The organism is Lysobacter sp. Hz25 (genome assembly GCF_046097045.1).
GTDB classification, from domain to species: domain Bacteria; phylum Pseudomonadota; class Gammaproteobacteria; order Xanthomonadales; family Xanthomonadaceae; genus Lysobacter; species Lysobacter antibioticus_B.
Genome location: NZ_CP175666.1, coordinates 638,417 through 650,824, shown reverse-complemented (window position 1 = coordinate 650,824; position 12,408 = coordinate 638,417). Strand labels below are relative to the sequence as shown.

Genomic DNA, 12,408 nt, shown 5'->3' with positions numbered 1-12,408 from the left:
GGGCCCACATCGCCAGGCACCTACCAAGGACTGGCTGCTGAGCCCGGCCGGGCGGGTGGTCGCACAGCCAGCGAGCAGGCCGGCGGCGGCGAAGACAACGATCCATCGCATAAAACTCTCCAATGAAGTCCAACGTTCTCGGTCGATCCGCTGCGCAAAGCGGCTTCGCATTATCGTTTGTCGCATCGATTCCGTCCGCCGCAGCAGTGCGGCATCCGGGCTGCATGCCTCAAGGTCGGACCATGATGGCTTTGCGACGCGGCCAGAAGCGACACACCTCACCGAAGGCGACGGCCTCGGCCTGCCTCCGGGTCGGCTCGGGGGGCATCTGCAGTAGCATCAGTCGCTTTCATCCGCGCAGGAGCCTTGCCTTGTCGTTCTCCGACCCTCAGGCGGTTGCCCGCTACGCGCTCGGCCCGGTCAGACAAGTACCGGGCTTTCATGCGCTGCAACAGATGGCCAGGCTGCTGCTCGCCGAGAGCGTACCCCACGATGGCCAGGTACTCGTCCTCGGCGCCGGCGGCGGCCTGGAATTGAAGGTGTTTGCCGAAGCGCAACCTGAGTGGCGTTTCGTCGGCGTGGACCCGTCGTCCGAGATGCTGAAACTCGCGAGCGCCACCTTGGGGCCGCTCGCATCGCGCGTCGAGCTCGTCGAGGGTTACATCGACACCGCGCCCGAGGGGCCTTACGACGGCGCCACCTGCCTGCTGACCTTGCATTTTCTTCCCGCCGAACAACGCCTGCATACCCTGATCGAACTCAGACGACGCCTGAAACCCGGTACCCCATTGATCGTGGCGCACCACAGCTTTCCCCAAGGCGAAAAGCAAAAGACGCGTTGGCTGAGTCGCTACGCGGCCTTCGCCGCGGCGTCCGGGATTCCCGCCGCGGATGCCGGCAACGCCATCGCCGCGATCGGCAGCCGACTGCCGGCGCTTTCACCCGAACAGGACCTGGCCTTGCTGCAAGAGGCGGGCTTCGACGAGGTCGAGTTGTTCTACGCCGGCTTTACCTTCAAGGGCTGGGTTGCGTACAACCCGTCCTGATGGCGTCCTCCAGCCGACATCGGACCGGTCAGCCGTCGCGCGCCCCATCGAGCGCGGCTTTCAGTTCAGCCGGCAGGGGCACCGGCCGTCGCGTCTCGGGCGATATGGTGACCTGCGTGATCGTAGCGCGGAACGTGTTGTCGCCGGCGGCATTGAATGCACGGACCAAGAGGGCGAATGAATGCTCGCCGATCTTGTCGACCGAAACCTCGATATCGATCGCATCGTCCCAGGCCATCGGATGCAGAAATTCGATCGAAAGGGCGCGCGCGGGCGGCAGGATGCCCATGGCGAACAAGCGCCTGGCCGCGGGTCCGCCGAGCGCGTGGGACAGAAAATCGAGCCCCGCCTCGACGACGAAGTGGGCGATACGCGGCGTGTACACGACCCCACCCGGGTCGCAGTCGCCGAACAGGATCACTCGGCGGGTTCGGAAGGGCATCGGCCGTCCTCCATCGCTAAGGCGTGGCCAGGCGCTGAAGCCGCACCTGGCCAGGCAAGGGACTCTGCAACTACCGTCATTGAGGTTCGCTAAACCCAGCGACGATACCACTCAGTCCGACCGAATCGACCCACATCTAAGCTGACCTTCGTTGCGGTAACCGCAGATGGGCCGCTTCCGCTGGGAAGCGGCCGAAAAGCCTGTTAGATCAAAGGAACTCACAGCTCAGCACGCCATCGACGCGAACGCAGGCGACCTTGTTCTGACTGGTGCGTTGGCCCGTGATCGGTACGCCATTCATGGCCATCGCATTGATCCAATCCTCAAGGGACTGCACGTTCGAAAAATTCCATTCGCCGGTAAAGATCCCTCCCGCGGCATCGGTATTGATGGCGCTGTCGGGAATCGGTACTCCCTCGGGAGTCGTGCTCGCGCCGGCGACATATTTCGCCTGACTGGTATCGTCCGCCTCGATCACGAACGTAGTCTTAGACCCATCGCCCCAGGTAATGACGATGGTATAACCCGACGGAATAGGTCCGCCGTAGTTGAGTAGCAGAGACAACAAAAGCGATCCGAGCGGACTACCGATGTTTCCCGACCCTCCTACGATGGAATTCGCGATGCTGGTTCCCAATTGGCTCCGCAGGGTTCCAGAGCGCGAAAAGTCGTAAGCCGTATAACCTTCGAACCCCGAGAGCGGGTTGCTTGCGAACCGTGAGCCTGGCGGGGCGGAAACGTCCAGAATAAGCGTCGCCCGGCCGTTCTCCGCCTTTGGCGCGCTTGCATCGCTAAGGACGTTCAAGAACATATTGTATGCAGCCGGATCGACCGCGGTCTGATCCGCCGTTTTCATTCTCAATTCGCCATCGTGCCGAACCTCCCACATGGTCAACTCTGCATTCGGGATGTCGGCCACATAAGCCGACCCCAACGGGGTCGTCGTAAGCGCCTTGTTCATTTTCTGAGCGTAAGTGCAGTTATCGCAACGATGTACCTGCCCTGCATTAGCCGCGCCGGCGGCCGAAACGAGCAGCACTCCGAACAACATCGAGTACGAGGCGGTCTTCCAGATATTCATCAATCTACCTACCAGTCCATAGCGCCAGAATTTTGTGCGTTGTACGCACGCCCCACCCCGTCCGACGACGAACGGCTTGCCCGAGGGGCCATAGCCATCATCGACGACGTTGTGGCAGAGCCATGACATCGACCCGAGGCCAGTTAGTGAAGCGCGATGGGACGAACGACACGAATAGGTGCCCGACCGTCGGCTCGAGCGGCTCCATGCAGGCAGACTTCGTGGGCTGGCGCTACACCAGCAACTCGTCCACCTTGCTGCGGAACTGACGTCCGGAGAACAGATGCTGCCCGGAGACGAGCACGATCCGGAACCTGGCCGAACCGGCGGGGACGATCTGGCGAATGGCCGCGATGCGTACAACGGCCGAGCGGTGCAAGCGGGCGAACTCGACATGACCGAGCCGCGAGTGAAAATCCGTCAAGGTTCCACGCACAGTGTAGACCGCCCCGTCCGCATGAACTTCGAGATAATTTCCTATCGAAACGACAAGATCGATCTTGTTGGCCTGCACCAGATGAACTCGGCTTCCTACCTTCAACGGAATGCGATCGGCGTCGCCGACGACTTCGTTGACAACGCCATCTTTCGGCCGAGTCCCGCTCAGTCTTTCCAGCGTATCTCGCAAACGCTCGCCCGATACCGGCTTTATCAGGTAATCGACGGCACGCACGTCGAAGGCGCGGGCGCCGTGCTGCGGGTATGCCGTCACGAACACCACTTGCGGCCGGGGCCCGGGCCACCGAGCCAGAGCCTGAAATCCATCTCCGCCCGGCATCTCGATGTCCAGAAAGAGAACATCGATGTCCAGATTTGCCGCAACTGCCGATAGCTCCCCGATGTCGACACACTCGGCCACGACCGACACCAGATCCCGACCGACTCTATCCAACAGACGGCGCAACCTGACCCGTGCCATGGGCTCGTCATCGACGATGGCCGCGCGCATCAAGGTCATGCCGCAGACCTGCCCGGAAGACTGGCAGCCCCAGGCTTTTCCACCGGCATGGTTACTCGAACGAGGTATCTCCCGGATTCCGTCGCGCATTGCTGGATGGTCGCCCGCGCTCCATACAAGAGCTGCAGACGGCTGCGCGCACTTCCCAAGCCGATGCCCGAACCATGAGGCGCCGCCCCATCGGGGGAGACACAGTTAGACACTTCGACGACCAAGGTCTCGCCACGCAATTCACAACTGATGCTCAGCACGCCCGGCGCCCGCCGTCGCGAAATACCGTGCACTACGGCATTCTCGACCAAGGGTTGCAGCATCAACGCGGGCACTGAAGCACCCAAGGCCTCCGCCTCGACGCTCCACTCGACCTTTAGCCGATCGCTCAAACGAACCTTCTCGATCATCAAGTAGCTATGGACTAGCTCGATCTCATCACTGAGGGTCCGGAACTGAACGCTCTCGACGGAGAGTCCCGCTTGAAGCAGGGCCGAGAGCGAAACCAGCATTCGATCAGCCAGTTCCGCATCCTGATGCACCATTTCGGCGACGGAGTTCAATGTATTGAAAAGGAAGTGGGGGTTCATTTGCGCGCGCAGCGCTTCCAGCTTTGCCGTGGTCAGGCCCGCTTGCAACCTCGCGATCTGCTGCCCCCTCTCCATGCTCCTCTGATAGAAGACGAGCGCGTGCGCCAATCCGATCACGACCCATGCGAGCATAAAGTTGTAACTTAAGCTGCTCGTCAAAACCTCGGTGAATCCCGGACGCGGGTGATGACCGAACCACTGGAAGACGGAGCTTGTCGCATAGACATAGCTCCCCCGGAGCAACACCGTCAGAACGGACGCAGCGAGCAGGATCGCGAAGGATCGCAGTATGCGGCCGCGCTCAATCGGGCTGCGCCGCACCAGCCAGTACAGCCCCAAGGTTACCGGCACCCACATCATCCAACTGCCGAAGCTGAAGTGAAGCGCCTGTGGCCAGGACATCGGCATGCCTTCTGGACCGCCCATGCGAACGATCTGGGCGGCAAACGCAATTGCGTAGCCCGCCCACCAGATGACGACCATCCAGAAGACCGCGGGCATTCGCTTCAGAACCGCTCCCACAGTGACGACCCTATCGAATTGTCTGGCGGAATGCCTCCAAGGCAGCAAGCACTTCGTACAGTGCTCGCACCATCGGCATCCTACCGGCAGGCACGATCGACCAGAACCCCCAGAACCCCCAAAAACCGGTGATGCGAACAGGGCCCGGCTCCACCGCAGCCGATAACCGCAACAGACAAGCTCCCCCGCATACCCCATTGCCGCACGATCGCGCTGATCGCAGCCGGGAAGACGGCACGAGGAATCATGAGCTTCCGCCCTCGACTACTCGCTCAAGCGTCCGCCTCCGGACGAACGCCTGAGCCTCGAGCAGATACCAACGCGCCCCACCACAAGATCGACCCGCTGCTTGCTGAATGGGCCGAGACACTTTGCCGCACCGCTTCGATACTCGCCCAGCCTTCAAGGCCTGGCTCAGAACGAAGCGCGAACGCCGAGCGTGTACTGGCGATTGCCCGCGCCCGCCCCGGCTTCGGCCGTCAGGCCCCACAGCTCGTTGAACTTCAGCAAAGCGCCTACCGCGCCGCTGACCTCGCCGTCGTAGGTATCGCCATCGGTGTACCTGAGCTTGCCCCAGGCCTCCAGGCGCTCGCTCAGGTTGCCGCGCAGTCCGACCGATGCGCGGGCATCGTCGCCATCGCGTTTCTCGGTGAACGATAGGGCGCGGTTCTCGTACTCGAAGCGGGTGTTGAGATAACCCAGCTCCGCGGTCCAATCGAGGCGCTCGTTGATTTCGTAGTGGTAGCCCAGGCCGAGCGCGACTTGCTGCACGTCCACGTCCAGCCGAGTCAGCACCTGCGATCCGGAGCTCACGTCGACATCGCCATTGCCCCGGTGGAAGGCGCCGGTCACAAACATCCCGCGCCCCAGCTCGACCGAGCCGCCGACATAGCCGCCGTCGGCATCGATATCGTCCAGGCGCAGCAAGGGATCGGAGTCGGCCGACTCGATCGTCTGCTTTCCATAGCCCGCATCCAGATAGGTGTAGCTGCGCGATGCGGCGGTTGCCGTGACGGGAGACAGTGCCGCTGCCGCGAGGAGCATTGCAAAACAGTGATTTTTCATGGTTCTTACTGCTTACTTCTTGACAGTGGAGGGGAGCGCGCTGCGTCGATGCACGACCGATACGCATGCAAACGGCGCATACGTTGCCCCGCGCAGGCGGCTTTGGCAACCAAGTCCGGCTTTTCGCCTGCCCCCTACCCCAAGAATCCACGCCGCCTTCGATAAAGCACGCAGGCAATCACGATTCGGCATGACGCCCGCTACGGCACCGGCCCGGTCCGGCGGCGCATTCGCCGACCGGACCTGCGACCTATTTGACTCTGCGGAACCGCCGGTAGAAACCGCCTTCCTGGGTTTTCCCTTCGATGATCAACTCATCCCCGCTCAGCTTGAACGGTCGGGGCTGGTCGGTCCCGGTGTAACTCGGCATCAAGCTGCCCTGCACCTCATGGATCACCCTGCTCTGGGCTTCATCGACTCGGTAGGTACCGAAGTAGGCCACGTAGCCGTCGTAAGCGGCGCGGACTTCGCGGTCGCTGCCTTTCTGGTCGCCCTCGGCGAACGGCGGCGTCGCCGGCGTCCGCATGAGCTGCACATGCAGATGGCCGGTCGGGTCGTAGACGATGTATCCCGTAGGGCGCTCGCCATAAGGATGCTGGATCTTTCCGGCAGGATCGGTATCGACCACTTCCATGACTTGCCAGGTACCGACGAGCCGGGAACGCAAGGGCTCCGCGTCGCCCTTGACGGCTGGCGGCGCCGCGACGGCGCAGCCGATCGACAGGCCGGTCAGGGCCAGAAATAAAATACCGGCTTTCATAAGAATCTCCTCTGATGGACGTCGAAGGCTGCGGCAGGTCGCCCGCCCGGTTCGTCCGAAGATCCGTATGCCCAAGCCGCAGCACCAGTTCCATCCGTCATGCATGGCGCATGATGGGTCGTGTAGCGACTCGGACCGGCTGGGATAAGAGCGTTAGCGCCATATCGCTCGCGCACTGCTCGACGCCATGAGCCGGCCAGAAACGTGACGCCCCTCGGGTTGGCGGCGCTCGGACCGGCGCATTCATTGTCCAAAGCCAGCAAGCCGCGATGCGGTTGGAACGAATTGTTATACGGCGACCGCATCCCTCTCACGACGGGATAACGCGTTCGCACTTATCCCTGTGCACTCCTGGCCCGACTAGGGAGCAATGCCATGAGCACGACGAAACAGAAAGGCGAGATCGAGCGACTGGAGAAAGCGTTCTGGCAGTCGATACTGGAGGGATCGCCGCAAGTGGCCACCGAAATGCTGACCGAGCCGGCTCTCATGGTCAGCGGACATGGTGCGCACAAGTTCGACCATGCCACCTACACCAAGATGGCGAACGACGACCGAGTCAAGCTGCTCGACTACAAGATATCCGCGATGGACGTGCTGTTGCCGACGGACGATGTGGCCGTCGCCAGCTATCGCGTGCTCCAGAAGGTGGAGATGGAAGGCAAGACCACGGAGATGGATGTCTACGACACCTCGACCTGGGTCAAGGTGGGCGACCAGTGGCGTTGCGTGATGCACACGGAAAGTCCGGCCGATTCGATCAAGCACTGACCGCTTCGACTTGCGGCCGCATCGTCGGCCAGCAGTCTTCGCCAGGGCCGTGCGGTCGCCGCTCGGAATCTCCAGGTTCGCAGCGCGGGCGTCTGGAGTAGGCCGTTGCGACCGCGCGCTCTGGCCTCTGAGACCTCATACCCGGCGACCGCACTCAGGCCGTCGCACTTATCGGCGCACAGGCGCCAGGGAGGAAAGCCGCGTGCACGTCATCATGGGCGGTACCGGACATGTAGGGTCGGCCACGGCCGACTGTCTGCTCGCACGCGGAGAGCCGGTCACCATCGTGACCCGCTCTGCCGCGCGTGCCGATGAGTGGCGCGCAAAGGGCGCCGGGATCGCCGAGGCGGACGTAGAGGACGTGGACTCGTTGCGCGCGGCGCTGCGCCTCGGGCGCCGCGCCTTTCTGCTCAACCCACCTGCGGACACCAGCACCGATACCGATGCGGTCGAACGGCGCACGGTGGCCAATATTCTCGCCGCGCTCGATGGCTCGGGACTGGAGAAAGTGGTCGCCGAATCCACCGGCGGCGCGCAGCCCGGCGAGCGCATCGGCGACCTCAATGTCTTATGGGAGCTCGAACAAGGCCTGCGCGGCGGATCGATTCCCGCCGCCATCAACCGTGCGGCCTACTACATGAGCAACTGGGACGGGCAGCTCGACGCCATCCGCCGCACCGGCGAGTTGTCCACCCTGTTTCCGGCCGATCTCGCCCTTCCGATGGTCGCACCGCGCGACTTGGGCGAAGTGGCCGCCGCGAGGCTGTTGTCGCCACTGGACGATACCGGCGTGCGTTACGTGGAAGGCCCGCGCCTGTATTCCTCGAACGACGTCGCCGAGGCCTTCTCGAAAGCGCTCAGACAGCCGGTGACGGTGAAGGTCACGCCACGCGACCAGTGGAAGCAGGCCTTCCTGGCCCTCGGCTTTTCCGATGCCGCCGCCGATTCCTATGCGCGAATGACCGCCGTCAGCATCGACGGCGGCTTCGACCTGTCCGACGACCCGCTGCGGGGCACGACCACGCTCGACGACTACATCAGCGACCTGGTGGCCAGGCAGGACGACTAGCGTTTCTTCGTCGGCCTGCACCGGCCCCACCCGCCGACGGCTTTGCTGGCGCACGGTTTTCCGAGTGAATCGCGCAGCCTGGGGAACATCGCTCCCAAGCCTCGGCAGGCATCACCGAGGCCGGACTTCCGGGTTGCGCCGGGCCCGCGAGCGGCACGTATTGTCAGAGCGCGCTGACCATCACGTAGTAGCCGTCGGGGTCGCGCAGCGCGAACTCTTGCGTTCCGGTGCTCGGGTTGAGACCAGGTTCTTCCTCCAGCGTCGCGACGAGCGCGCGGGCCCTGGTCAAGGTCTCGTCGAAATCGTCGACACGGAAGAACAACAGCAGGCCGTTACCGGGCTGGGCATGTTCGGGACTGGCCAGGGACGGATGGTCGTGAGCGCCCCATCGATGCAGACATATCAGGACCGTGCCATCCGCATCGCGGATTTGCCCGAAGAAGTCGTGAGCGGGAGCGGTCTTGGTTTGGCCGAACAAGGACTGATACCAGCCGAAGCTGCGAGCGACGTCGGCGACGCCGATGATGGTCCAGGTGCGCTTCATAGGATGCTCCTACGATTCGAGGATTGATTAAGCCGAACCCCGAAGCGGCTTCGGCTTGCCAGAGCCATCAGGCGAGACTCGGCACGCCGCCTTTACTTTGAAGGCCCAGCACGGATCCCCGGGGTCGACAACAATAACGCCGAATTCGTGCATCTCGCCCTCCAGCATCACCCCATCGGAATCATCGACAAGCAGGGCTATGCCGAAGGGAGGTATAGATCCATAGCTCGTGCCCATCGGCTTGCAACTTATGCATCAGCTCGACAGCGCCTTGTCGCAACGGCTCTCGAAAGAACAATTTCATCGGGAACCTCAGCGCCGCCAAAGGGATCTGCCCTTTTCCCAACGGCGTCAAGGTGCCATCCATGTCGAAGGCGATTCGCACCTTTGGTACCGCGTGGTTCCTGCCGAGTCCTCAGCAAGCCTACCGCAATACCGCACGCCGGAGATCAGCGTATCCAGTCCACGGTCTGCCCGAGGTAGCAACTGCCCCGCAACATGAGCAAGCCGCCTGTCACTCCAGTTTCGAACTCGTGAACGGTGTCTCCGGGGCGCATTCCGGCCTTGAGAGACTCCCACTTCGGATTTACGTGAGCGCGAACGATTTCCTTCGACGCCAAAGCCGGCCCAAGCCTCCTGAGGTTGGACGGTAACGCCAGGCAAGCCGGTTCAGCCGCGACTTGAAGTGGTCTCGCGTCTTGCATGAGCAGAGCAATGCCCAGCACTGCCGATCCGGCGATCGCCGCAGACCACAGCAAAATATGGGTTGGCCTAAGCGCGATTGCCATGAAATTGTCCACCTAGGGCGTTACGCCCGAGTAAGGCTGGCTTGTGGAACCGATTCGGCTTGAATGAATCGCTAAGCCCCAGTACGGGCGCGCTGGGCCCATCGCAGCGCAATGTATCCGGCAAGCGTGGCGCAGGCCAGCGCAAGCCCCGCGTCGGCAGCGAAATGAGCGACATGAAAGCCGTAGCTGTCGCAGGCCGATACGCCGCAGTCCCCACCGACCTTGCGAAACAGGAAAGGAAAGCCGGCCACTTCCTGGCCATCGCGTTGATAGGCGCGACGGGTCAGGAAATAAGGAACCGCATTGGCCAGGAACGCGATGCAGATCGTCGCAAGGAAGGTAGTGGAGAATGCGGTCTTGGCTCGCATGGCGGGGTCTGCAGCAGAACTACAGCGACAGCCAGGGCCAGACGCAGAACGCCAGCACCGCCCACGCCGCCGCCTGGACCCACAGGCCGCGGCTGCCCTCGCGCACCCGCTCCGCGTTGTGCTTGCCGGTCGCCAACCAGGTCGAAACCAGGGTCGAATGCAGCAGCAAGCCGCCCACCACCCACGCCGCGAGGTACAGCAGTATGCCCAGCGGATCGGGGCCCTGGCCGTCGTGAGCCCCGGGCGAGCGATAGCCCAGGTGGGCGTAAACCCAAGCCCCCAGGCACAGCAGACTGATGACGACACTGATCCGGTGATAAAGCTTCATCGCATTCCTCCTTGAAGGGCGACAGGGTAATCGAAAGTAACGCGCAGCAAGGTGCTCGTGCGATTGCTTCGGGTGCTTGACGCTGCGGTTCCATACTTTTTTAACGAGCGTTTCAGAGCGCCGCAGTATCCCGGGATCGATCATTGGCGCCCTGCCTGCGGATACGCCGCTACCGGAGTACGATCCCCGAACGGTCCTCCAGGCCGATCCTTGCCCAAGGCCCCCAGAAGTTCGCATCGACCATCAGCCCGGCGCGGCACAGAAGCGATTCCCCGAATCGGTGTCGCACGTCGATCGCGGATATCTTGTTGTTTGCAAAACTCCAACGCAGTTCCACTTCCCGCGCGGCCCGATCCACGCCGCCGAACCAGGAGATTCGGAATGGTCAGCAAAAACACGATTTGCCTGTGGTACGACAACAACGCGCTGGATGCCGCGAAGTTCTACGCCGTGACCTTTCCCGACAGCACGGTGGGCGCCGTCCACCACGCGCCCGGCGATTTCCCCTCGGGCAAGCAGGGCGATGTCCTGACCGTCGAGTTCACGGTGATGGGCATCCCCTGCCTCGGTTTGAACGGCGGGCCGGCGTTCAAGCACAACGAGGCCTTCTCGTTTCAGGTGGCAACCGACGACCAGGCCGAGACCGATCGTCTGTGGAATGCGATCGTCGATAACGGCGGCCAGACCAGCGCCTGCGGTTGGTGCAAGGACAAGTGGGGACTGAACTGGCAGATCACGCCGCGCGCCCTGACCGCGGCGATCACCGATCCCGACCCGGCGGCGGCCAAGCGGGCGTTCGACGCGATGATGGAGATGACCAAGATCGACATCGCGACGATCGAGGCGGCTCGGCGCGGCTGAGGCTCCACGAGACGGGCCGATCTCCGCGGCGATGGCTCCGGGGCTCGCTTCGGTGGGCGGCACGAGGGCGCAGGGTCGAAACCGCCCGGGCAGGCGCTGCTTACGAGCGACGCCCTGCCCCGACGGGCCGTGCCGCCGCGGAGGGTTCGCGCGCGGCCGCCGGACTGCAGCCTTCCCGGCCCAGTTCTCCGGCGAGTGCCTGAGTCGCCAATGCCGTCGGAACCACATAGATATTGGCTAGTCCGTTCAACACCTGAGCGGCATCGTCCGCGTGCGCCGAGGTGCGCATGCTGGCGAAGCGCAATTCCTTGCCGTCGGCGGTGAGGGACGGGGTGAAGTCCATGCCGGCTGCGTTGATCGGTGACGGCAAGCGCACCGCCGCCGACCAGCCGTCGTTCGTTCGGCAGGCGGCGAACAGATCCGCATCCGCGGAGCCGCCGCGCTGGCTCCAGAACACGGCCAGGCCGCCATCCGACGAAAGGGTGAAGTCGCCTTGAATCGCGCCGTCGTTGAACGGCGCGCCCAATGGTTGCGGCGCATCGAAGCCACGACCGTTCACGCGCGCCCGGTAGATCGCCAGTTTCGCCGGCACGCCCTTGCGCGAGCTGTTGAAGTACAGCCAACCATCGTGCAACTCGGGACCGAGTTCCTCGCCATCGCTGGCCAGCGCATCGAGGCGCTCGGGCACGCCGAAACTCCCGTTCTCCAGATCGACGCGCCAGATATCCAGGCTGGCATTCGGCACCTCGCCGCTGAGCGGACGGTTGGAAACGAAATAGAGCGTTCGGCCGTCAGGCGTCAACCAGGGATCGGAGTCGCGGTAGCGCGGATCGGTGAACGGCGCCTCGGCGGCCTCTCCCCAGCCGTTGCCGTCCCGTCGCGCAAACCAGATCCGGCTGTCCTTGAAGTTCGCCGCCGAACGCGCGAATACCATCGCGCGCTGACCGGAATCGGTGCTGAGGTTGTAATCGTTGCGCGTGCCCGACAACCAACTCGCACCGAGCAGGCGTGCGGCATCGGCTTGCGGCGAAACCAGCTGGCGCTCGCCGCCCAACGCGGCACCCGGCTTCTGCACGGATACCGAGGGCTTGGCGGAGGCCGCCGCAGGCTCGGCAGGATTCATCGGCGTGCAGGCCGGCGCCAGCACGCAGAGCGCCGTCAGGACAACACTTCTCATTACATACTCCCCATGGATTTCGCCCACCACGGCCTTATCGATGGTGC

General features: G+C 63.3%; 14 protein-coding genes. 4 read left to right on the top strand and 10 right to left on the bottom strand.

The window, feature by feature from the left end; genetic code table 11:
* The first annotated feature begins 371 nt into the window (after window positions 1–371).
* On the top strand, window positions 372–1,046 hold the full coding sequence (locus ACKN61_RS02755) for a class I SAM-dependent methyltransferase (RefSeq protein ID WP_408952202.1): 675 nt from the start codon (window positions 372–374) through the stop codon (window positions 1,044–1,046).
* Window positions 1,047–1,074: 28 nt separating this feature from the next.
* Here the strand turns inward: ACKN61_RS02755 and ACKN61_RS02750 are convergent, their stop codons facing one another.
* The 6 genes from ACKN61_RS02750 to ACKN61_RS02725 all read right to left on the bottom strand — a co-directional run bounded on the left by ACKN61_RS02750 (window position 1,075) and on the right by ACKN61_RS02725 (window position 6,455).
* The gene (locus ACKN61_RS02750) at window positions 1,075–1,488 is read right to left on the bottom strand and encodes an acyl-CoA thioesterase (protein ID WP_408952201.1); all 414 of its coding nucleotides are present in this window, start codon (window positions 1,486–1,488) and stop codon (window positions 1,075–1,077) included.
* Window positions 1,489–1,696: 208 nt separating this feature from the next.
* Window positions 1,697–2,569 (bottom strand): hypothetical protein, encoded by an 873-nt coding sequence (locus tag ACKN61_RS02745; protein WP_408952200.1) that lies wholly within the window; start codon window positions 2,567–2,569, stop codon window positions 1,697–1,699.
* 232 nt (window positions 2,570–2,801) lie between these two features.
* Entirely contained in the window at window positions 2,802–3,527 is a 726-nt protein-coding gene (locus ACKN61_RS02740; protein WP_408952199.1) for a LytR/AlgR family response regulator transcription factor, read from the bottom strand.
* Entirely contained in the window at window positions 3,524–4,609 is a 1,086-nt protein-coding gene (locus ACKN61_RS02735) for a sensor histidine kinase (RefSeq protein ID WP_408952198.1), read from the bottom strand. The genes ACKN61_RS02740 and ACKN61_RS02735 overlap by 4 nt, the downstream gene beginning before the upstream one ends.
* Window positions 4,610–5,044: 435 nt before the next feature.
* Window positions 5,045–5,674, bottom strand: coding sequence for an outer membrane beta-barrel protein (locus ACKN61_RS02730; RefSeq protein WP_408952197.1), 630 nt, complete (start codon window positions 5,672–5,674; stop codon window positions 5,045–5,047).
* 271 nt (window positions 5,675–5,945) lie between these two features.
* A complete protein-coding gene (locus ACKN61_RS02725) occupies window positions 5,946–6,455 on the bottom strand; it encodes a lipocalin-like domain-containing protein (protein WP_408952196.1) in 510 nt (169 codons plus the stop codon).
* A gap of 375 nt (window positions 6,456–6,830) precedes the next feature.
* Between ACKN61_RS02725 and ACKN61_RS02720 the strand changes: the two genes are divergently transcribed.
* On the top strand, window positions 6,831–7,226 hold the full coding sequence (locus tag ACKN61_RS02720) for a nuclear transport factor 2 family protein (RefSeq protein ID WP_408952195.1): 396 nt from the start codon (window positions 6,831–6,833) through the stop codon (window positions 7,224–7,226).
* A 202-nt stretch (window positions 7,227–7,428) separates the two neighbouring features.
* On the top strand, window positions 7,429–8,295 hold the full coding sequence (locus ACKN61_RS02715; RefSeq protein WP_408952194.1) for an NmrA family NAD(P)-binding protein: 867 nt from the start codon (window positions 7,429–7,431) through the stop codon (window positions 8,293–8,295).
* A gap of 163 nt (window positions 8,296–8,458) precedes the next feature.
* Here the strand turns inward: ACKN61_RS02715 and ACKN61_RS02710 are convergent, their stop codons facing one another.
* From ACKN61_RS02710 to ACKN61_RS02700, 3 genes are all read right to left on the bottom strand, one after another.
* A complete protein-coding gene (locus ACKN61_RS02710) occupies window positions 8,459–8,839 on the bottom strand; it encodes a VOC family protein (protein ID WP_408952193.1) in 381 nt (126 codons plus the stop codon).
* An 859-nt stretch (window positions 8,840–9,698) separates the two neighbouring features.
* Window positions 9,699–9,995, bottom strand: a complete 297-nt coding sequence (locus ACKN61_RS02705) for a hypothetical protein (protein ID WP_408952192.1) — start codon at window positions 9,993–9,995, stop codon at window positions 9,699–9,701.
* A 19-nt stretch (window positions 9,996–10,014) separates the two neighbouring features.
* On the bottom strand, window positions 10,015–10,323 hold the full coding sequence (locus ACKN61_RS02700; protein WP_408952191.1) for a hypothetical protein: 309 nt from the start codon (window positions 10,321–10,323) through the stop codon (window positions 10,015–10,017).
* Between the two features lie 381 nt (window positions 10,324–10,704).
* Between ACKN61_RS02700 and ACKN61_RS02695 the strand changes: the two genes are divergently transcribed.
* Complete coding sequence (locus ACKN61_RS02695) at window positions 10,705–11,184, top strand: VOC family protein (protein WP_408952190.1); 480 nt, start codon at window positions 10,705–10,707, stop codon at window positions 11,182–11,184.
* A 100-nt stretch (window positions 11,185–11,284) separates the two neighbouring features.
* Here the strand turns inward: ACKN61_RS02695 and ACKN61_RS02690 are convergent, their stop codons facing one another.
* Window positions 11,285–12,388 (bottom strand): hypothetical protein, encoded by a 1,104-nt coding sequence (locus ACKN61_RS02690; protein ID WP_408952189.1) that lies wholly within the window; start codon window positions 12,386–12,388, stop codon window positions 11,285–11,287.
* Window positions 12,389–12,408 lie beyond the last annotated feature (20 nt).

Coding starts and splice junctions, on each gene's coding strand:
- ACKN61_RS02720 (WP_408952195.1), top strand. CDS start 6,831: ATGAGCACGACGAAACAGAAAGGCGAGATCGAGCGACTGGAGAAAGCG.
- ACKN61_RS02740 (WP_408952199.1), bottom strand. CDS start 3,527: ATGACCTTGATGCGCGCGGCCATCGTCGATGACGAGCCCATGGCACGG.
- ACKN61_RS02700 (WP_408952191.1), bottom strand. CDS start 10,323: ATGAAGCTTTATCACCGGATCAGTGTCGTCATCAGTCTGCTGTGCCTG.
- ACKN61_RS02735 (WP_408952198.1), bottom strand. CDS start 4,609: ATGCCCGCGGTCTTCTGGATGGTCGTCATCTGGTGGGCGGGCTACGCA.
- ACKN61_RS02695 (WP_408952190.1), top strand. CDS start 10,705: ATGGTCAGCAAAAACACGATTTGCCTGTGGTACGACAACAACGCGCTG.
- ACKN61_RS02750 (WP_408952201.1), bottom strand. CDS start 1,488: ATGCCCTTCCGAACCCGCCGAGTGATCCTGTTCGGCGACTGCGACCCG.
- ACKN61_RS02710 (WP_408952193.1), bottom strand. CDS start 8,839: ATGAAGCGCACCTGGACCATCATCGGCGTCGCCGACGTCGCTCGCAGC.
- ACKN61_RS02745 (WP_408952200.1), bottom strand. CDS start 2,569: ATGAATATCTGGAAGACCGCCTCGTACTCGATGTTGTTCGGAGTGCTG.
- ACKN61_RS02725 (WP_408952196.1), bottom strand. CDS start 6,455: ATGAAAGCCGGTATTTTATTTCTGGCCCTGACCGGCCTGTCGATCGGC.
- ACKN61_RS02705 (WP_408952192.1), bottom strand. CDS start 9,995: ATGCGAGCCAAGACCGCATTCTCCACTACCTTCCTTGCGACGATCTGC.
- ACKN61_RS02730 (WP_408952197.1), bottom strand. CDS start 5,674: ATGCTCCTCGCGGCAGCGGCACTGTCTCCCGTCACGGCAACCGCCGCA.